This is a genomic window from Ectothiorhodospira shaposhnikovii, from assembly GCF_047222355.1.
Taxonomy (GTDB): domain Bacteria; phylum Pseudomonadota; class Gammaproteobacteria; order Ectothiorhodospirales; family Ectothiorhodospiraceae; genus Ectothiorhodospira.
In genome coordinates, this window is record NZ_CP178333.1 from 3339630 (window position 1) to 3357961 (window position 18332).

At 66.1% G+C, this 18332-nt stretch carries 19 protein-coding genes; 6 read left to right on the forward strand and 13 right to left on the reverse strand.

Annotated elements, in window-relative coordinates; genetic code table 11:
* Positions 1–8: 8 nt before the first annotated feature.
* The 9 genes from ubiB to dapF form a co-directional block, all read right to left on the reverse strand.
* Positions 9–1679 carry a ubiquinone biosynthesis regulatory protein kinase UbiB gene (gene ubiB / locus ACLF6L_RS15350; protein ID WP_238617098.1) on the reverse strand — a complete coding sequence of 557 codons (1671 nt, stop codon included), beginning with the start codon at positions 1677–1679 and terminating at the stop codon, positions 9–11.
* Positions 1680–1697: 18 nt separating this feature from the next.
* Complete coding sequence (locus ACLF6L_RS15355; RefSeq protein WP_412852048.1) at positions 1698–2318, reverse strand: SCP2 domain-containing protein; 621 nt, start codon at positions 2316–2318, stop codon at positions 1698–1700.
* Positions 2319–2350: 32 nt separating this feature from the next.
* Positions 2351–3100 (reverse strand): bifunctional demethylmenaquinone methyltransferase/2-methoxy-6-polyprenyl-1,4-benzoquinol methylase UbiE, encoded by a 750-nt coding sequence (ubiE, locus tag ACLF6L_RS15360; protein ID WP_008930785.1) that lies wholly within the window; start codon positions 3098–3100, stop codon positions 2351–2353.
* 14 nt (positions 3101–3114) lie between these two features.
* The gene (locus ACLF6L_RS15365) at positions 3115–3426 is read right to left on the reverse strand and encodes a gamma-butyrobetaine hydroxylase-like domain-containing protein (protein WP_050814180.1); all 312 of its coding nucleotides are present in this window, start codon (positions 3424–3426) and stop codon (positions 3115–3117) included.
* 66 nt (positions 3427–3492) lie between these two features.
* Positions 3493–4833 carry an ATP-dependent protease ATPase subunit HslU gene (gene hslU, locus ACLF6L_RS15370; RefSeq protein ID WP_008930783.1) on the reverse strand — a complete coding sequence of 447 codons (1341 nt, stop codon included), beginning with the start codon at positions 4831–4833 and terminating at the stop codon, positions 3493–3495.
* A 44-nt stretch (positions 4834–4877) separates the two neighbouring features.
* The gene (gene hslV, locus ACLF6L_RS15375; RefSeq protein WP_238617100.1) at positions 4878–5411 is read right to left on the reverse strand and encodes an ATP-dependent protease subunit HslV; all 534 of its coding nucleotides are present in this window, start codon (positions 5409–5411) and stop codon (positions 4878–4880) included.
* Between the two features lie 78 nt (positions 5412–5489).
* Complete coding sequence (gene xerC, locus ACLF6L_RS15380; RefSeq protein ID WP_050814178.1) at positions 5490–6416, reverse strand: tyrosine recombinase XerC; 927 nt, start codon at positions 6414–6416, stop codon at positions 5490–5492.
* On the reverse strand, positions 6413–7111 hold the full coding sequence (locus tag ACLF6L_RS15385) for a DUF484 family protein (RefSeq protein WP_238617101.1): 699 nt from the start codon (positions 7109–7111) through the stop codon (positions 6413–6415). Before ACLF6L_RS15385 ends, xerC begins: the two co-directional genes overlap by 4 nt.
* Entirely contained in the window at positions 7108–7944 is an 837-nt protein-coding gene (gene dapF, locus ACLF6L_RS15390) for a diaminopimelate epimerase (protein WP_238617102.1), read from the reverse strand. Before dapF ends, ACLF6L_RS15385 begins: the two co-directional genes overlap by 4 nt.
* A 116-nt stretch (positions 7945–8060) precedes the next feature.
* Here dapF and ACLF6L_RS15395 point away from each other — a divergent pair, with 116 nt between their 5' ends.
* The 6 genes from ACLF6L_RS15395 to ACLF6L_RS15420 all read left to right on the forward strand — a co-directional run bounded on the left by ACLF6L_RS15395 (position 8061) and on the right by ACLF6L_RS15420 (position 13453).
* On the forward strand, positions 8061–9065 hold the full coding sequence (locus ACLF6L_RS15395; protein ID WP_008930778.1) for an amidoligase family protein: 1005 nt from the start codon (positions 8061–8063) through the stop codon (positions 9063–9065).
* Positions 9062–9844 carry a gamma-glutamyl-gamma-aminobutyrate hydrolase family protein gene (locus tag ACLF6L_RS15400; protein ID WP_412852049.1) on the forward strand — a complete coding sequence of 261 codons (783 nt, stop codon included), beginning with the start codon at positions 9062–9064 and terminating at the stop codon, positions 9842–9844. The genes ACLF6L_RS15395 and ACLF6L_RS15400 overlap by 4 nt, the downstream gene beginning before the upstream one ends.
* 78 nt (positions 9845–9922) lie before the next feature.
* A complete protein-coding gene (locus tag ACLF6L_RS15405; RefSeq protein ID WP_008930776.1) occupies positions 9923–10375 on the forward strand; it encodes a hypothetical protein in 453 nt (150 codons plus the stop codon).
* Between the two features lie 9 nt (positions 10376–10384).
* A complete protein-coding gene (locus ACLF6L_RS15410; protein ID WP_412852050.1) occupies positions 10385–11509 on the forward strand; it encodes a hypothetical protein in 1125 nt (374 codons plus the stop codon).
* Positions 11499–12377, forward strand: coding sequence for a DUF2169 domain-containing protein (locus tag ACLF6L_RS15415; RefSeq protein ID WP_412852051.1), 879 nt, complete (start codon positions 11499–11501; stop codon positions 12375–12377). Before ACLF6L_RS15410 ends, ACLF6L_RS15415 begins: the two co-directional genes overlap by 11 nt.
* Positions 12374–13453 (forward strand): hypothetical protein, encoded by a 1080-nt coding sequence (locus ACLF6L_RS15420; RefSeq protein WP_412852052.1) that lies wholly within the window; start codon positions 12374–12376, stop codon positions 13451–13453. Before ACLF6L_RS15415 ends, ACLF6L_RS15420 begins: the two co-directional genes overlap by 4 nt.
* Here the strand turns inward: ACLF6L_RS15420 and msrA are convergent.
* From msrA to ACLF6L_RS15440, 4 genes are all read right to left on the reverse strand, one after another.
* Positions 13450–14115, reverse strand: a complete 666-nt coding sequence (gene msrA / locus ACLF6L_RS15425; protein WP_238617245.1) for a peptide-methionine (S)-S-oxide reductase MsrA — start codon at positions 14113–14115, stop codon at positions 13450–13452. The genes ACLF6L_RS15420 and msrA overlap by 4 nt on opposite strands.
* A 66-nt stretch (positions 14116–14181) precedes the next feature.
* Positions 14182–14733, reverse strand: a complete 552-nt coding sequence (locus ACLF6L_RS15430; RefSeq protein WP_238617107.1) for a hypothetical protein — start codon at positions 14731–14733, stop codon at positions 14182–14184.
* Between the two features lie 94 nt (positions 14734–14827).
* Positions 14828–16987 carry a TRAP transporter permease gene (locus ACLF6L_RS15435; RefSeq protein WP_412852053.1) on the reverse strand — a complete coding sequence of 720 codons (2160 nt, stop codon included), beginning with the start codon at positions 16985–16987 and terminating at the stop codon, positions 14828–14830.
* A gap of 117 nt (positions 16988–17104) precedes the next feature.
* Positions 17105–18103 (reverse strand): TAXI family TRAP transporter solute-binding subunit, encoded by a 999-nt coding sequence (locus ACLF6L_RS15440; protein WP_412852054.1) that lies wholly within the window; start codon positions 18101–18103, stop codon positions 17105–17107.
* Between the last annotated feature and the right edge of the window lie 229 nt (positions 18104–18332).

The window sequence follows — 18332 nt, forward strand, 5'->3', positions numbered from 1 at the left end:
CCCGTGTCTCAGGCCCGGCGCAGCCAGGCCAGCAGCAGCATCCCCAGACCGGCGATGCCGGCCAGCCAGGCCGGCCAGGGCGCGCCCATCACCGCCGGCAACTCCGGCGCCAGGGTCAGCATCAGCACTCCGCTGATCAGCAGGCTGCCCCCGGCCACCGCCAGGATGGTGGCCCGGTTGCCCTCCCGGACTTCCGTCCGCAGGGCCTGGAACTGGGCCTTGTCCATGCCCCGCACCCCCACGCCGCGGGCCTGAAGCCGCAGGGCCTCGTGGATCAGACCCGGCATGTCCGGGGCCTTTTCCAGGATCAGGGGCAGATTGCGCCGCAGACCCTTGACCAGGGCCCGCACCCCCACCTGCTCGTCCATCCAGCGCTGGATGAAGGGACGGGCGGTCTGCCACAGGTCCAGTTCCGGGTAGAGATCCCGACCCATGCCTTCGATGTTCAGCAGGGTCTTTTCCAGCAACACCAGCTGGGGCTGGACCTCCATGTTGAATCGCCGGGCGGTCTGGAACAGGCGCACCAGCACGTAACCGAAGGAGATGTCCTTGAGGGGCTTTTCGAAAATGGGTTCGCACACGGTGCGGATGGCCGCCTCCAGCTCCGTGATCCGCACATCCGGCGGCACCCAGCCGGACTCCACGTGCAGCTCCGCCACCCGGGCGTAGTCCCGATTGAAGAAGGCATAGAAATTCTCTGCCAGATAGCGCTGATCCGCCGGCGAGAGGGTGCCGACGATGCCGAAATCCACCGCCAGATAGCTGGGGTCCGCCGGATCGGAGACATCGATGAAGATGTTGCCCGGGTGCATGTCCGCATGGAAGAAATTGTGGCGGAATACCTGGGTGAAGAAGATCTCCACCCCCCGCTCAGCCAGCAGCTTCAGGTCCACCCCAAGGGCCTTGAGGGTGGCCACGTCGGACACCGGCACCCCCTGGATGCGCTCCATCACCATCACGTCCTTGCGGCAGTAGTCCCAGAACACCTCGGGCATGTAGAGGATATTGGAATTCTCGAAGTTGCGGCGGATCTGGGAGGCGTTGGCGGCCTCCCGCAGCAGGTCCAGCTCGTCCAGGATGGTCTGTTCGTACTCGGCCACCACCTCCACCGGTCGCAGCCGCTTGCCCTCGGGCCAGTAGCGCTCGGTCAGCTCGGCGATGACGTACATGAGTTCCACGTCCCGGCGGATGGCCTTCTCGATGTTGGGCCGCACCACCTTGACCACCACCCGGCGACCGTCATGCATGACCGCCCCATGGACCTGGGCGATGGAGGCGGAAGCCATCGGGGTCTCCTCAAAGGAGGCAAACAGGCTCTCGATGGGACGCCCCAGGGACTTCTCGATGATGGCCCGGGCCTGCTCGTTGGGGAACGGCGGCACCCGGTCCTGGAGCTTGGCCAGTTCCACCGCGATATCCTCGGGCAGCAGGTCCCGCCGGGTGGAAATCATCTGGCCGAACTTGATGAAGATGGGGCCGAGATCTTCCAGGGCCCGGCGAATCCGTTCGCCCCGTCCATAGGGTACGGTGCGGAACCAGTTCCACGGACCCAGGTAGCGCAAGAAGCGCACGGAGCGCAGCAAACGGATCGTCAGCACCACGTCATCCAGCCCGTGGCGGATGAGGACACGATTGATGGTGATCAGTCGAAGCAACTGGGAAGGGTGCAGATGACGCATCGAGAGTCCTGAATGTTCTTATCGCTGGGCCCGTTCCCGGGCTTGTTCCAGGCGCTGGATACGGGCCTGGAGGCGGTCTGCGTCGCTGCGCAGACGGTCCACCTCGTCCATGAAGACCTCCACCTCGCCCCGGGTGGGCAGGCTGCGGGTCTCTTCCTGCAGGTATTCCTTCACATCCAGGCGCAGGGATTCACGGCTGCGTTGCAGCCAGGCCGACAGGCCTCGCCAGGCCTCACCGGCGCGATGGGCCACCAGATCACCGGTGAGGCCGGCCAGCAGTTCTTCCCAGTCCAGATCCACCTGCCGCAGCAGGTCGCTGAAAAGGCGGGCCAGCTGAGGGTCGCCGATCACGCCGACCCCTTCCGGCAACCGGGCGCCGGGCTCCCCCGCCATCAGGCTCGCCAGGGTGGCGGGGGCACCGCTGATGGTCACCCCAGGCTCGCCGTCATACTGCCCCAGCACCTGCAGGTAGTCCTGCGCCGGCACGAAATACAGACACAGATCCACGCCGGTGACCTGCAGCGCCACCACGCCGCCCCGCAGGACCGCCAGGCGCTCCCCGCTGTCGGGGTCCAGCGCCAGGTAACGACGGATGGCCTGCTCCAGCAGGGCCGTGACCAGGGTGGGCGGTGTAGGCATGGGCATCTCTCCCGTGGGGCAGGCCCGCGGCGCTAGAGCTTGTAGCCCTTGTGCAGCGCCACGATGCCGCCGGTCAGATTGTGGTAGTCGCAGCGCTCGAAACCGGCCGTCTGCATCATCTGCTTGAGGGTTTCCTGGTCCGGGTGCATGCGGATGCTCTCCGCCAGATAGCGGTAGCTGTCCGCGTCTCCCGCCACCACCTTACCCATCAGCGGCAGGGCCTTGAAGCTGTAGACATCGTAGACCGACTGCAGGGGCTTGCTGGTGGGCTGGGAGAACTCCAGCACCAGCAGCTTGCCGCCTGGACGCAGCACCCGCAGCATGGAACGCAGGGCGGCGTTCTTGTCGGTGACGTTGCGCAGGCCGAAGGCAATGGTGATGAGATCAAAATAGTCGTCCGGATAGGGCAGGCATTCCGCGTTGCCCTGGACGTAGTTGATGTTGCCCACCAACCCCTCGTCGATCAGCCGGGCGCGGCCGCAGGCGAGCATGGAGGCGTTGATGTCGCACAGCACCACCTGACCGGTGGGACCGACGATGCGGGAAAAACGGGAGGTCAGGTCGCCGGTGCCGCCGGCCAGGTCCAGGATCTTCTGACCGGGACGCGCCGCGGCCACCTCGATGGTGAACCGCTTCCAGATCCGGTGAATCCCCATGGACATGAGGTCGTTCATGACGTCGTACCGGCTGGCCACGGAATGGAACACCTGCCCCACCCGTTTGACCTTGTCCTGCACCGGCACCTGTTCGTAGCCGAAATCAGTGGTTTTGTCGTCGGACATGCATGCTCCAGTTATCAGCCCTGGCGCTGGTGGCCGGCGGCCTCCAGTCGCTCCAGATAGGTTTGCCACAGCCGGGCCTGATCGACGCCCAACCGGTAAAGATATTCCCAATCGTAGATGCCGGTATCGTGCCCATCGGAGAACACCAGCTTGATGCCGTAGTTGCCCACCGGCTCGATGCCGGTGATGGTCACGGCTTCCTTGCCCACCTGCAGCACTTCCTGGCCGGGACCATGGCCGGTCACCTCGGCGGAAGGGGAGTAAACCCGCAGGAATTCGCAGCTGAGCCGGTGGCTCTCACCGTCGGCGTAGACCATTTCCAGCATCCGCGCCTGACGGTGCAGGCGGATGTCGGTGGGGCGATGTTTCACGGCACGTTCCTCCCGCGGGGTTCACAGGATGTAGCGGCTCAGATCCTCGTCCTGCACCAGTTCGCCCAGACGCTCGCTCACATAGGCGGCATCGATGACCAGGGGGCTGCTGCAGTCGGGGGCCTCGTAGGAGATCTTCTCCAGCACCCGCTCCATGACCGTATGCAGGCGCCGGGCACCGATGTTCTCGGTACGCTCGTTCACCTGGAAGGCGATCTCGCCCAGACGGCGCACACCGTCCTCGGTGAATTCCACGGTAACGCCCTCGGTGGCCAGCAGGGCCGCATACTGTTCGGTTAGGGAGGCACGGGGTTCGGTGAGGATGCGCACGAAATCCTCGGCGGTGAGGGCCTCCAGTTCCACCCGGATGGGCAAACGACCCTGCAGTTCCGGGATCAGATCCGAGGGCTTGGCCAGGTGGAAGGCACCGGAAGCGATGAACAGGATGTGGTCGGTATGCACGGAGCCGAACTTGGTGGAGACGGTGCAACCTTCCACCAAGGGCAACAGATCCCGCTGCACCCCTTCCCGGGAGACGTCGGCGCCGCTGTATTCACCGCGACGAACCACCTTGTCGATCTCATCGAGGAAGACGATGCCGTTCTGCTCCACATGGGAGACGGCCCGCAGCTTGATGTCATCCTCGTTCACCAGGCGGGCGGCCTCCTCGTCGGTGATCAGCTTGAAGGCCTCGGCGATCTTCAACTTGCGGGTGCGGGTACGCTGCCCGCCCAGGTTCTGGAACAGGCCCTGCAGCTGACTGGCCATGTCCTCCATCCCCGGCGGGGTCATGATCTCCACGCCCGGCGGCAGGGCCTGAACCTGGATCTCGATCTCCTTGTCATCCAGCTTGCCTTCCCGCAGGCGCTTGCGGAATTTCTGCCGGGTCTCGGAATCGGCGCCCCGGGACGGGGTATCGTCGGCCATGAAGCCGCCGCTGCCGCGCGGCGGCGGCAGCAGGGCATCCAGGATGCGTTCCTCGGCGGCCTCCTCGGCCCGGTGGCGCATCTTGTCCATCTCCTGCTCCCGCAGCATCTTGACGGCGGCATCCACCAGATCCCGGATGATGGATTCCACGTCCCGGCCCACATAGCCCACCTCGGTGAACTTGGTGGCCTCCACCTTGATGAAGGGGGCATTGGCCAGGCGAGCCAGGCGGCGGGCGATCTCGGTCTTGCCCACGCCGGTGGGGCCGATCATGAGGATGTTCTTGGGCGTGACCTCGCGGGCCAGGGCCGCGGGCAACTGCTGGCGGCGCCAGCGGTTGCGCAGGGCAATGGCCACCGCCTTCTTGGCGGCATCCTGACCGACGATGAAACGGTCCAGCTCCTGAACGATTTCGCGGGGAGTCATTTCAGTCATGGCACATCTCTTTACGCTGACACGGGGGCTGCGATCCACCGGGATCACAGTTCCTCGATGGTCAGGTGATGATTGGTGTAGATGCAGATGTCGGCGGCGATGTTGAGGGATTTTTCGGTGATCTCCCGAGCCGACAACTCGGTGTTCTCGTACAGGGCACGGGCGGCGGACTGGGCGAATGGACCGCCGGAGCCGATGGCGATGATGCCGTCTTCCGGCTCGATCACGTCACCGTTGCCGGAAATGATCAGGGAGTTGTCCTTGTCGGCCACCGCCAGCAGGGCCTCCAGGCGGCGCAGGGAACGTTCGGTGCGCCAGTCCTTGGCCAGTTCCACGGCGGCACGCAGCAGGTTGCCGCTGTATTTTTCCAGCTTGCCCTCGAAGCGCTCGAACAGGGTGAAGGCATCGGCGGTGCCCCCGGCAAAACCGGCCACCACCCGATCATGGTGCAGACGCCGGACCTTGCGGGCATTGCCCTTCATGATGGTATTGCCCAGAGAAACCTGCCCGTCCCCACCGAGGGCGACCTGCCCGTTGCGGCGCACGGAGACGATGGTGGTACCACGGAACTGTTCCAAGGGGAGACTCCTCACGTCTTGATGCCGACGACTGAGGGGGCATTGTAACGGAACTGGGGCACGAGGGGAGAAGGGCGGTCAGGAGTTTTGCTTTTGCCGCCGCGCTCGGGGATGGGCGGCATCATAGACCCGGGCCAGGTGCTGGTAATCCAGATGGGTATAGATCTGCGTGGTACCGATGTCCGCATGCCCCAGCAGTTCCTGCACCGCGCGCAGATCCTGGGACGATTCCAGGATGTGGCTGGCAAAGGAATGGCGCAGCAGGTGGGGGTGCACATGCCGCTCCAGTCCCTGGCTCAGGGCGCGGCGTGCCATCCGCTGCTGGATGGTACGGGGCGTCAGGCGCCGTCCATGACGGGCCACGAACAGGGCCGGTTCGTCCACCGCGGCCCACTGGGAGCGCACCCGCAACCAAGCCGCCAACGCCTCCCGCGCCTTGCGGCCCACCGGCACCTGGCGCACCTTGCGACCCTTGCCCAGCACCCGCACCATGCCGTCCTCCAGATCCAGTTGGGTACAGTCCAGGGCGGTCAATTCCGACAGGCGCAGCCCCGAGGAATAGAACAGCTCAAGCACCGCCCGGTCACGCACCGCCGGCAGGCTGTCGCCGGGAATCTCCAGCAATCGCCCCACCTCCTCCACATCCAGCACTTCGGGCAACTTGCGGGGGGTCTTGGGCGCCCTCACCCCCTGGGCCGGATTGGCCCCCACCACGCCCTCGCGGATGAGGAAATTGAAAAATCCCCGCACGGCGGACAGCAGACGTTGCAGACTGCGCCCGGAGGCACCGGCCCGGTGACGGGCCGCCACCAGGGCGCGAATGTCATGGACGGTCACGCGGGACCAGTCCGGCTCGGCACCGGGGAGCAGGACATGACCGCGCAGGGCGATCAGGTCCCGCCGGTAATTGCTCACCGTATGGGGAGAGCAGGCCCGCTCACGGGCCAGATGGTTCAGATAGGCCTGGATGCGGCCATCCATGGGAGCGGTATCGGGCGTGTTCATCCCGCGGCCAGACGATGACCCACCGCGTGGGAGAGGATCTCGCCCAGATAATCCAGGAACAGGGTACCCATGCCGGGATGGAAACGGGCGCCATCCCGGCTGCCCAGCCCCAGCACCCCCAGGGGACGGGTCCCTTCCAGCAGGGGTACGGCAACGGCGGAATGCAGCGACTTGCCCTCGTCCTCGGGGAACAGGGCCTTGAACTGGACGGCGGACAGCCGTCCGCACAGGGGACGACGGGTTTCGAAGAGCTTGTCGAAACTGCGCATGGCCGGGTCATCGGGGGCGGTGAAGTGAAGGCCCCTTTGCGGATCTCCGCACAGGCGCACCACCACCGCGTCGGCCCGGAATTCGTTGCGCAACTGTTCCTGAGTGGTGGCCAGCACCGCATCCAGGCTGTCCGCCTCCATCAGCCCCAGGGCCAGCTGATGCAGGCGCTGGCTCAGGCGCTCGTTCTCCCGCGCCACCTGCACCAGATCCATCAGCTTGCGCTCCAGACCCCGGTTGCGTTCCCGCAGGAGCCCGATCTGACGCTCGATCAGGGACACCGCGTCACCGCAGGGATGGGGCACCCGCATCACCTCCAGCAGGGGAAGATGACGTTCGAAGAAATCGGGATGGGCTCGCAGGTAGGATTCCACGGCCGTTTCGGAGAGGGTCTCGTCCGCGAGAGCCCCCTTGTCGGATATGCTCATAGTTCGATGGTCCCCGTAAAGACCGAGGTGGCGGGACCGGTCATGAAGACCGGGTCGTCTTCGCGACCCGCCCACTGTATCACAAGCCGGCCACCCGGCAGATCCACGTTCACCCGGTCTTCCAGCAGCCCCTGAATCCGGCCGGCGACGACGGCGGCGCAGGCCCCCGTGCCACAAGCCAGGGTCTCGCCGGCACCGCGCTCATAGACCCGCAGACGGATATGAGTGGGAGACACCACCTCCATGAAACCGGCGTTCACCCGCCGGGGAAAACGGGGATGCCCCTCGATGGCCGGCCCCAGGCGGGCCACCTCGGCAGTCTGCACGTTATCCACCCGCAGCACCGCATGGGGGTTGCCCATGGAGACGGCACCGATTTCCAGGGCCTGATCATTCACCATCAGGGTGTACCAGGGTGCCGCCTTGTCGGCCTCGAAAGGGATCTCCCAGGGGGTCAGCCGGGGCGGACCCATGTCGACGGTCACCTGCCCGTCCGCCTCCACCTGCAGGGTGATGAGTCCGGCGGCGGTTTCCACGGGGATCCGGGTCTCTCCGGTCAACCCCTGATCCCGGACGAACACGGCAAAGCAGCGGGCGCCGTTGCCGCACTGCTCCACCTCGTTGCCGTCGGCATTGAAGATGCGATAGCGAAAGGCCGCCCGGGAGGGATCGGTGGGCGGCTCCACCATGAGCACCTGATCGCAGCCGACCCCCAGGCGCCGATGGGCCAGGAACCGGACGTGGTCCGGGGTGAGACGGACCTGGCGACGCACGCCGTCGATGACGACGAAGTCGTTGCCCAGGCCGTGCATTTTCGTGAATCGGATCATCATGGCAGGGAGATTAAAGGCTTGGCGGGCTGCTGGGAAGCACTTGAGCAGGGCAAAAAGATGACGACCGCGCCCAATTTTGTCACCCTGTGAACAGGCCCCGACCAAGGGAGCATCCCATGACTGCATTCGCCCCCCTGCCCCAACCCCGCACCACCGACGGCAGCCTGCGCCGGGTCGGCGTGGAAATGGAGATGGCCGACATCTCCCTGGACGCCATCGCCGGGATCATCATCGACGGTTTCGGCGGCGAGCAGCAACGTCTATCCCCATTCGAGCAGACAATCACCGGTACCCGTTTCGGTGATTTTCAGCTGGAACTGGACAGCAGCCTGCTCAAGCGCCGTGAGTATCTGGATTATCTGGAAAGCATGGGCGTCACGGTGGACCGGGAGGCGGAACCGGGCACCCTGGAACGCGCCCTGGCGGAAGTGGCGGGGCTGATCGTCCCCCACGAAGTGGTGGCCCCGCCCATTCCCCATGACGCCCTGCCGGAACTGGACCAGCTGCGGGCACGCCTGCGGGCAGCCGGCGCCAGGGGCACTCACGCCTCCCTGGTCTATGCCTTCGGCCTGCAGCTCAATCTGGAGCTGGCCCGGCAGGATGTCGATTCCATCCTGCGGCACCTGCAAGCCTTCCTGCTGCTCCATGACTGGCTGCTGGAAGAGGCACAGACGGACCTGTCACGGCGACTGACACCCTTCGTGGAGCCCTTCCCTCCCAGCTGGGAGCAACGCATCCTGCAACCGGACTATGCCCCGGATCTGGAACGGCTCATCGACGACTACCTGACCGACAACCCCACCCGCAATCGCCCCCTCGACATGCTGCCCCTGTTCGCCCATCTGTCCCCCGGGCAGATCGAGGCGGCACCGGTGGAACATCACCTGATCCGCCCCCGGCCCACCTTCCACTATCGCCTGCCGGACTGCCGGATCGACGAGCCGGACTGGGACCTGAGCGTGCCCTGGAACGGCTGGGTGGCGGTGGAGCGTCTGGCGGAGGATCCTCCACGGCTGGCGGCCATGGCCCATGCCTACCTGAACCGGCCCGAGGAAACCCTGCTGGACAAGGGACGCCGATGGGCTGCCCAGGTGAGTGACTGGCTACGGAGCGGAACATGACACACAGACCTCGTATCGGCGTCACCGGCCCCGACCAGGGGGGCATGGCGGCCTGGCTGATGACCGCCTGGTGCATCCTGCGGGCCGGGGGTATACCACTGCGGATCACCCCCGCCCGTCCCCATGACGGCACCGGCCTGGATGGCCTGGTGATCGGCGGCGGCGCCGACGTGGACCCTGCCCTCTACGGCCAGGACCCGCTGAGCCTGATCCGGGAGATCGAGGCCACCGAGCGCGGCGGCCGGCAACGACTGCTAGGGTTCGTGTTCTACCCCCTGCTATGGCTGCTGCGACGGACCCTTTTCACCCGCCTGGAAGGCGAGGATCAGGGCCGGGACCGACTGGAAGAAGCCTTGATCCGCACCGCCCGGGAACACAATCTGCCGGTGCTGGGCATCTGCCGGGGCATGCAGCTGCTGAACGTGGTGCATGGCGGCACGCTGCATCAGGAACTGAGCGGTTTCTACCGGGAATGTCCTCAGGTACGCAGCATTCTGCCTCGCAAGCAGGTGACGCTGGAACCGGACTGCCGCCTGGCCCAACTGGTGGGGCCGGAACCCCTGGCAGTGAATGCCCTGCACAACCAGGCGGTGGATCGCCTGGGAGAAGGGGTCGTCATCGCCGGTCGGGAGCCCAGCGGCGTGGTCCAGGCCATCGAGGTCCGGGACGGCGCGATGGCCATCGGGGTGCAGTGGCATCCGGAGTTCCTGCCCCACAAGGCACGACATCAGGCCCTGTTTCGGGGCTTGGTGGCGGCAGCCAGGGCGGGCAGCTCTTGATCTTGGCCGATACCGGGTCCAAGATTGAACCCATGGATGCTTTCGGCGGCGTGACCGCCATCACAGGGAGAAGATGCCATGGAGGCAGCTCAGGTGAAACCCGTCCGGCCCGTGTCGCCGGACCCGATGATACAGACCGGCCCCTTCACCCTGGCCCGGGTCCTGGAGGCTCAGGCCGGCGAGGCCCGCTGGGTGGAGTGTCCCGACGGCGCCACCCTGGCCCCCATGGCCCATGCCCAGGGCGTACCGGCCCTGCGTCCGGGGGACCGGGTCCTGCTCCTGACTCAGGCCGCCACCGGCCCCATCGTCCTGGACCGCCTGCGACACCACGGGGAAGCCCCACCCTGCACCGCCCTCACGGAACGGGACGGCCGGGTCCATCTGCGCGCGGAACAGGGGCTCTACCTGCGCTGCGGTGCCTCCTCCATCAGCCTTGACCCGGAAGGTCGCATGGAGATGCGCGGCCGGGAACTGCACGGCATCATGGCGCGGGTGATGCATTTCCTGGCGGCCCGCATCCATTTCAACTGAGGTGGCACCATGATCCTCCCCCTGTGGCGTGATCATGAACGGCTGGCCGTCCAATGTTATCGGATGCTGCGCCATCACCATGCCCTTGCCCTCGGCCCGGCCACGCCCCTGGCCCGCCTGGAACGGCGACTGCTGGCGCACTGGCTGATCCTGGCGCGGGACCCCGCGTCGGTCTGCCCGGATGACGGCGGCGACCTGATTCACGTCACCCGCTGCGCGGCTCGGTGGCTCTCGACCCGGCCGCCCGCGCCCGAGGAAGTCCGTGATTGCCTGCGGGAGCATCCCGGGCATCCCTGGGGCTGGTTGCTGGAACATCTGCCGCCCGAACACCCCCAACCCTGGCTTGAGGCCCTGACCCCATGCCCGACCCTGGCCCCATGGCGGTGGCGGATGCTTGCACACCTGGCCGTGCCGGCCCCGGAAATCTGCCCGGCCCATGTCCCGGCGGCACCGGATGAGGCCCTGGCGGCCCTGCGCTGGGGTGCCGATGTCCCATGGGCACCGGCCGACTGGTTCAGGCACCCGGACCCGACCTTGCCCCCCGAGGCCCTGGGCTGGCAACTGCGGGGCGGCCTGGTGCGCGGCCTGCTCCCACCATCGCGGATTCAGCGCCATGAAGCGTCCCTGGCCGGATCCGCCCAGGGACTGCGCCTGCTGGGCGCCACCGGTCTGCCGCAGGTCCTGCCCAGGCTGCTGGATGCCCTGCCCGAACACCCGGCCGCCGCCTGGGGGCTGGCATTGCACGGCACCCGCGCCGCCACCGACATCCTCATCGGCGCCCTTGCCGATCCTCGCGCCCTGCCCCATGCACTGCCGGCCTTCGAGGCAGTGAGCGGCCTGACGCTACCCGGAATCCAGGGGCCGCGCCCCCTGTCGGTACCGTCCCCCCAGGAACAGGCCATGGTCTGGTGGCGACGGGTCCAGCGCGACGGCCTGGGTACAATCCCCTTGTGGCAGGGGCGGCCCCGCGGCCACGGGACCCTGCTGAACTGGCTCGAAGCCCATGCCGGACAGGACACCGACGGCCCGCAACTGCTGCTTTCCCTGGGCCTGGGGCGCCCCTTGGGCATCCCGCCCGGCGCTTGGCAGAATCGGCGCCACCCAGCCCTGAGACAGCTGCGCCATGACACTTGAACTGTACAATCGCAGCCCCTGGTCCGTGGGCCTGTTTTCCGGCCGGGCACGGGATGGAACGCCCCGATACACCCTGGTCGTCAAGCGCACACACCGGTTTGTACCTTCACGGGAAGACCCGGAACCCCTGCATCCCTGCGCCCCCCTGATCACCGCGGACACCTATCAGGACGAACCGGGCGACAGCCCCCTGCTGCGGGCCACGGAAACCGTCCCTTTCAAGCAGGGGGCCGATGTCCTGATCACCGGCCTGGACGGACTCATGGACGGCCTGGATGCACGCACACTGAAACTGACCCTGTGCCGTGAAGGCCGGATACTGCTGGACAAGATCCTGCACCGGCAAGGCGTCACATCCCGGCGACGGGGCTGGCCGCGGCCCTGGGCCGGCCCCATGTCCCGGCGCATGGGATCGGGACCCGTGCCCGGCCATGCCGCCCCCCAGACCCGAAGGCTGCTCGGCCTGGCACCGCTGCCCACGCGACTCATGACCCTGCCCTTCCAGGAGTCCCTGCCCGCCGACGCCTTCAACCAGTCCCCCCCTGATCAGCGACTGGCGGAGCCGCTGGCGGGCCATGAAATCCTGAGCCTGCAACCCATGTCCGGCCGCCCAGGGGCGGAGCCCCTTCGACTCAGGCTGCCGGCCGAACCCATCACGGCATGGTGCCGGATCCGGGGTCAGCAGATGAAACCCCTGACCCCGGTCTGCGATACCCTCTGGCTGGAAGGGGATACCGGCCTGCTGCACCACATTCATCGGGCCGGGATACCCGCCACGGCCGATACCCGGGGACAAGGCTGGGTCATCGTGGAAGACCGGCGCCAGGCCATGGCCCGGATACCCGTTACGGAACCACTTGCGACATGACCATGCCCCTGCATCTGCATGGCCCACGGCTGTGGACGGCCGTTGGCGGAGATCCGTCGGCCCTGTGGGCGGCGGCCCAGACCGGAATGGGGACACAGCAGTTTTCCGATCACCTGGCGGCGCTCATCGCCGGCGCAAACCACAGCCAGGGGCGGATGCGGGTATCCCCGGCCCTTGAGGATATCCCGGACGGCCGTGACCGTGTCCGGCGGGTGCTGGAGCAGGCATTGCAAACCCCGCTGCCGGCAGACTGCACGGTACTCTGGCCCTGCCGGCCCGACACCCTGGAACACCCCTGGCTGGCACCCGAACGGATCTGGGACTGGATGGGGAGAACGGGACTCCGGCATCATCGAGCCCGGCTGCGGATCGAGGTACAGGACGGGTCCGCCGTGGCACTCATGGACAGGGCGCTAGAGGCCCTGCAGGAACAGCCCGCACAGCACTGGATGCTGGGTTGCGTGGACAGTCTGCTGATACCGGAGGTCTTGTCCACGCTGGCGGCGGAGGGGCCGGGGCCGGCCTGGGATGAAGATGACGGCCTGGTGCCCGGAGAAGCGGCCATCTTCATGTCCGTCTCCCTGTCCGGCACCGGTCCGCGCATCCGTGCCTGGGATGCATGCCCGGAACCCCGTCATGCCGATCCATCGGGTGGCGAGTACCTGGCCTGGGCCATGGCCCTGCGGGGCAGCCTGGATCAGGCGGGCCTGGATGCCTTCGATCTGGACGGCGTGGTGCTGCCGGGCAATCCGGGGTGGGATGCCGCCATGGAATGGTACGGATGCCACGCCAGGATCTGGCCGCTACGGGATGGCGACACCCCCACCCTGGCCGACACGCACCCTCCCGCCATGGACCTGAGGGGCGTGCTGGGAGATGCGGGCGCGGCCGGGTATCTGCTGCAACTGGCGCTGGGCATGGGCTGGATGGAGGGGGGTCGGCGACTGGCTGCCCGGGGGTGCGGCAGAGGACCGCGAACGGTGGCGATCCTGGATCGTCCCCTGGCGGCGGAACGGGGTGCCGCAATCCTGGAAATGGCGGAACCGGATCCGCTCCACGGACGGCCCGAGTCCTAGAGCGCCCGCTCCAGATCGGGGGATTCCCAACGGGGACAGACCACGCCGGTACCACCCAGACCGCAATACCCGTCGGGATTCTTGGCCAGATACTGCTGATGGTAGGCCTCGGCATAGTAAAAGACCGGGGCCGGCAGGATCTCGGTGGTGATATCGCCCAGGGCGCGGGTCTTGAGCGCCGCCTGGAACGCGGATCGGGACTGTTCCGCCTGCGCCGCCTGTTGGGCGCCATGGGTATAGATACCCGAGCGATACTGGGTACCCACATCATTGCCCTGGCGCATGCCCTGGGTGGGATCGTGGGACTCCCAGAAGGTCCTGAGCAGATCGGCATAACGGATCCGGGCGGGATCAAACACCACCTGGACCACTTCGTTGTGACCCGTCATGCCGCTACAGACCTCCCGGTAAGTGGGATTGGGTGTGAAGCCACCGGCATAGCCCACCGCCGTGCTGTAAACACCGGCCAGCCCCCAGAACCGCCGCTCCGCGCCCCAGAAACAGCCCATCCCGAACAGGGCCGTCTCCATGCCCTCGGCAAAGGGAGGCTTGAGGGGGGTACCCAGGACATAATGGTGTTCGGGAACCGGCATGGCGTCCTGCCGCCCGGGCAGGGCCTGTTCCGGCGTAGGCATGGCGGTCTTGCGCAGGAAGGAAAACATCACGTCATACCTCTGGGATGGGGTATGACACATCATAGTTGATTTCTTTACTCGGGAAAACGGTGGCTACCGGTTCCATCCGTGATGATGATCCTGAAATGACGCCATCGGGTCGGATTCCGGTTTCGGGTCGGGCCCGGGGGTCAGGCTCAGATGACGGATATCGATCCTCGGTTCCGGCACTTCCCGGTGCTCACCCAGGGTGACCCCCGGTTCCGCCAGGGTCAGGCCGGACAGATCCACTTCCAGATCGGGAGGCGGCACCCGGTCACTCAGATCAGCCCCCGGCGGTGCCAGGGTCAGATCCGGTGCCGCGCCGACACCACCATCGGACTCGGCTATCGCGGCAGGGGCGGCATCCTGCCCTTCGGTGGTCGGTTCGGCGGCGCAGGCCATGATCCGTGCCACCACCCCGGCCTCTCGCAGCAGCTGAAGGTAACGGCGTGCGGTCGCCTCGTCCACTCCCTTTTTGACCACCACCGGCTTACCGGCCAGCATCCCTTCCACGCGGGTTTCCGGCACCCGGAACAGGGTCGCCAGTCGGGCTCTGGCAGTGGCCACATCCACACCGTCCAAGGGTGTACCGGTCACGGCCACCAGATAGGCCTTGTCCGTCATCTCATGCCTCCTTTTCGATTCGGATTCGATTCGGAGCGACACCTTCAGTGCCCGGTCCGGCCCCGCAACGGGGCCGGACCGTCGGCGACATGGCTCAGGAACCAGTGGCCGGCGCCGGCTTGCTCCCGGCCATCTTGCGCTGCCACAGGAACAGGATCACCGCCAGCCCCAGACCCAGCAGGTCGGTGAGCAGATCCCCGGAAATGGCCATCAGCGCACCGACGAACAGCAGTACGCGGATGGGCCATCCCGCCGCCCCGAAGAACCAGCCCTGGGCCGCACCCGCGAGCATGAAGACGCCGATCATGGCGGTGGCAAAGCTCTGGGCGATCTCGGTCCATTCACCTTCCATCAGCAGGGCCGGATGATAGAAGAAGATGAACGGCACGATGAACGCCGCCAGGCCCACCTTGAAGGCGGTCACCGAGGTGCGCATGGGTTCGGAACCCGCAATCGCCGCGCCCGCGTAAGCCGCCAGGGCCACCGGCGGGGTGATGGCGGAGATCACCGCAAAGTAGAACACGAAGAAGTGTGCCACCAGCGGGGCCACGCCCATCTGGATCAGGCCCGGCGCCACCACCGAGGCCGCCACCGCATAGGCCGCCGTGGTGGGCATGCCCATGCCCAGCAGCACGGAGATGCACATGGCAAACAGCAGGGCCAACAGCTGGCTGTTCTCCGCCACGCCCAGGAGCAGGGAGGAGAAGCGCAGACCCACCCCGGTCAGGCCGATCACACCCACGATGATCCCGGCACAGGCACAGACGGCGATCAGCTGGATGGACATGCGTGCCGCCAGTTCCAGGGCGCGGGCAGACCCGAACAGCCCGAGACGGAACGGCGTCAGCCAGCTCACCACCACGGCACTCATCAGGGCCACCGTACCGGCGCGAATGACCGAGTAACCCATGAACAGGGCGCCGATGAGGATGATGATGGGGGCGAACAGATAGACCTGACGCAGCAGCTTGCCGATCTGGGGCAGCTCCTTGGAGGGCAGCCCCTTCATGCCGGTCTTGGCCGCCTCCATGTCCACCATGAAGTAGACGGAGGCAAAGTACAGCAGGGCCGGGATCAAGGCGGCAATGATCAGGTCGGTATAGGGAATCCCCGTCACCTCCGCCATGATGAAGGCACCCGCCCCCATCACCGGGGGCATGATCTGCCCGCCGGTGGAAGCCGCCGCCTCGATGGCGCCGGCGCTGCGGGGCTTGTACCCCACCCGCTTCATGAGGGGGATGGTCAGAGAACCGGTGGCCACCACGTTACCCGCGGAGGTGCCGTTGATCATGCCCATCAGGCCGCTGGCAAACACCGCCACCTTGGCCGGACCGCCGCGGGCGCGACCGGCGGCGGCAAAGGCGAAGTTGACGAAGTAGTCACCCACCTTGGAGGCCTGCAGGAAGGCGGCAAAGGCGATGAACAGCACGATGTAGGTGGAGGATACCGCCGTGGTGGGACCGAGGATGCCGTTGTCCGTGTAGATGTAGGTGATGAAGCGGTCGGCATCATAGCCGCTGTGCTCCAGCACACCCGGCAGCCAGGGACCGACGAAACCGTAAATGATGAAAATGCCGGCGATCACCACCAGGGCCATCCCGGCTACCCGCCGGGTCAGCTCCAGAATCAGCAGGATACCGGCCGTGGCCACCCAGAAATCGGTCTGGGCGGGCATCACGCCCATGCGGAACTGCAACACATCCAGGTTGAACAGCAGATAGGCACAGACCGATATGCTCGCCGCCATCAGGGACCAGTCATACCAGCCGATGCGATCGGAACGGGGCTTGAACATCCAGGCAAAGACAATCCCCAGCACGACGCTGGCCAACAGGGCCCAACTGAAGGTATGGAATATCCATTCCGGCAGGCTGTAGGTGTCATGACCCAGGCGCAGCTTCATGTACAACGCAATGGCCATGGCCGCCAGCGCATAGAGGGCCAATCCCACGGTGAGCACCATGGGCAGCAACTCCAGAACCCATCGTCGTCTTCGCGGATCCGCCGGTGGCACACAGGCGGCCACGATGGCAAAACCGATCACCAGGGCACCCGCCACGTGGACGATGCGGAAAGCCCAGGTTTCCATGGGAATGACGTTGAGGACCAGGAGGTGGAAACTGGTATAGGTCAGGCCGAGGAAGAACAGCAGCACCTTTTGCCAGCGGGTGAGATTCCGCTGTGATGACATGCCCTCTTCGGCATCGGCAAGGGACGCGGCATCAATGGGGCCCGATTTTTCGGAGCTCGTCATGGGAGGATCTTCTGAACGTACAGGTTGAGTCAGCCGGTTTTCCGGATAAAACACTTTGGGCCGCGCTCAGCGCGGCCCAAAGCAGCGAACCTTTCCGGGTTCTCGATCAGTCCTCGATCAGTCCTTGTACTCGGGCGGAATCAGGTGCTCGGGCACCTCGATGCCCCGCTCCTTGTAGTAACGCACCGCACCCGGATGGAACCACATGAAGGTGTTGTGGACCATGTTCTCGGCCAGGGTTTCCTCGGCGGAGCGGTGGATGGTCACCATGCGATCGTTGTTGTCCAGCACCGCCTTCATGATCTCGTAGACGAAGGACTCCGGCATGTTCTTGTTGGCAATGGCGAAGTTCCACAGGGCCACGGTCGGCTGCTCTTCAGCCACGGTGCGGTAGGTGTTGGCGGGGATGACGAAGCGGCTCACCGGGTGATTCTCGGTGATCTTGGCGATCTCTTCCTCATTGAGGGAGAAGATGTTCACCGGCTGCTGGGCCTCGATCTGGCTGAAGGCGGAGATGGGTACGCCGGCGGCGAAGGCGAAGGCATCCAGCATGCCGTCCTGCACCTGACCCACCTGGTCGGCGGCACCGCCGTAGCGGACACGCACGTTCAGGCCCAGATCGCTGAAGAAGCGGGGCCAGAACACGCTGGCGGTACCGCCGCGGGGACCCACGCCGACGCGCTTGCCGTCCAGGTCGGAGATGCTGCTGATACCGGAGCGCTTCAGTGCCACCACCTGCAGGGGGGTCTGGTACATGGGGAAAAGGGCACGCACGTCGCGGGTCTGCAGACCGCGGGCCACTTCCAGTTCACCATCCCAGCCTTCGCGGGCGGGACCCATGGTGGTCATGCCGAATTCCAGACGACCCTGATGCACCAGCACCATGTTCTGGGTCGGACCGCCGGTGACCTCGGCGGAGGCATTGACGCCCACCATTTCCTGGATCAGGCCGCCCCAACCGGCGCCGTAGATGAAGTAAGTCCCACCCTGGGATGCCGTACCGATGTTGACCGAATTCGGCCACCCGGTACGATCCTGTGCCGACGCCGCCCCCGCGGTCATCAGCATGCAGCTCAGGGCGGCAACACCCGCCCAGCGGAAACAACTTCTCAACATGGCAACACTCCTCCTGGGAGTACGGGCAACCATCGAGGGTTGCCTGGGATGTCTTGATGGTTTCGGATCTTCTGGGCAACCCCGAGAGACTGCCATGTCCCAGACGGCCAAGCCCGTTGCCGAAGATAGCATAGACTGCGGGAGGATTTTCATGCGGGTGTAAGATTCCATTGACACGGATCGGTATCGGCGCCGTCCAGGGGGGTGGCGGAACGCGTATGGAAGGTGC

Coding starts and splice junctions, on each gene's coding strand:
- ACLF6L_RS15400 (WP_412852049.1), top strand. CDS start 9,062: ATGACACACAGACCTCGTATCGGCGTCACCGGCCCCGACCAGGGGGGC.
- xerC (WP_050814178.1), bottom strand. CDS start 6,416: ATGAACACGCCCGATACCGCTCCCATGGATGGCCGCATCCAGGCCTAT.
- dapF (WP_238617102.1), bottom strand. CDS start 7,944: ATGATGATCCGATTCACGAAAATGCACGGCCTGGGCAACGACTTCGTC.
- ACLF6L_RS15415 (WP_412852051.1), top strand. CDS start 11,499: ATGACACTTGAACTGTACAATCGCAGCCCCTGGTCCGTGGGCCTGTTT.
- msrA (WP_238617245.1), bottom strand. CDS start 14,115: ATGTTTTCCTTCCTGCGCAAGACCGCCATGCCTACGCCGGAACAGGCC.
- ubiE (WP_008930785.1), bottom strand. CDS start 3,100: ATGTCCGACGACAAAACCACTGATTTCGGCTACGAACAGGTGCCGGTG.
- ACLF6L_RS15410 (WP_412852050.1), top strand. CDS start 10,385: ATGATCCTCCCCCTGTGGCGTGATCATGAACGGCTGGCCGTCCAATGT.
- ACLF6L_RS15430 (WP_238617107.1), bottom strand. CDS start 14,733: ATGACGGACAAGGCCTATCTGGTGGCCGTGACCGGTACACCCTTGGAC.
- ACLF6L_RS15435 (WP_412852053.1), bottom strand. CDS start 16,987: ATGACGAGCTCCGAAAAATCGGGCCCCATTGATGCCGCGTCCCTTGCC.
- ACLF6L_RS15395 (WP_008930778.1), top strand. CDS start 8,061: ATGACTGCATTCGCCCCCCTGCCCCAACCCCGCACCACCGACGGCAGC.
- ACLF6L_RS15420 (WP_412852052.1), top strand. CDS start 12,374: ATGACCATGCCCCTGCATCTGCATGGCCCACGGCTGTGGACGGCCGTT.
- ACLF6L_RS15385 (WP_238617101.1), bottom strand. CDS start 7,111: ATGAGCATATCCGACAAGGGGGCTCTCGCGGACGAGACCCTCTCCGAA.
- ACLF6L_RS15440 (WP_412852054.1), bottom strand. CDS start 18,103: ATGTTGAGAAGTTGTTTCCGCTGGGCGGGTGTTGCCGCCCTGAGCTGC.
- hslU (WP_008930783.1), bottom strand. CDS start 4,833: ATGACTGAAATGACTCCCCGCGAAATCGTTCAGGAGCTGGACCGTTTC.
- ACLF6L_RS15365 (WP_050814180.1), bottom strand. CDS start 3,426: ATGCTGGAAATGGTCTACGCCGACGGTGAGAGCCACCGGCTCAGCTGC.
- ACLF6L_RS15405 (WP_008930776.1), top strand. CDS start 9,923: ATGGAGGCAGCTCAGGTGAAACCCGTCCGGCCCGTGTCGCCGGACCCG.
- ACLF6L_RS15355 (WP_412852048.1), bottom strand. CDS start 2,318: ATGCCTACACCGCCCACCCTGGTCACGGCCCTGCTGGAGCAGGCCATC.
- ubiB (WP_238617098.1), bottom strand. CDS start 1,679: ATGCGTCATCTGCACCCTTCCCAGTTGCTTCGACTGATCACCATCAAT.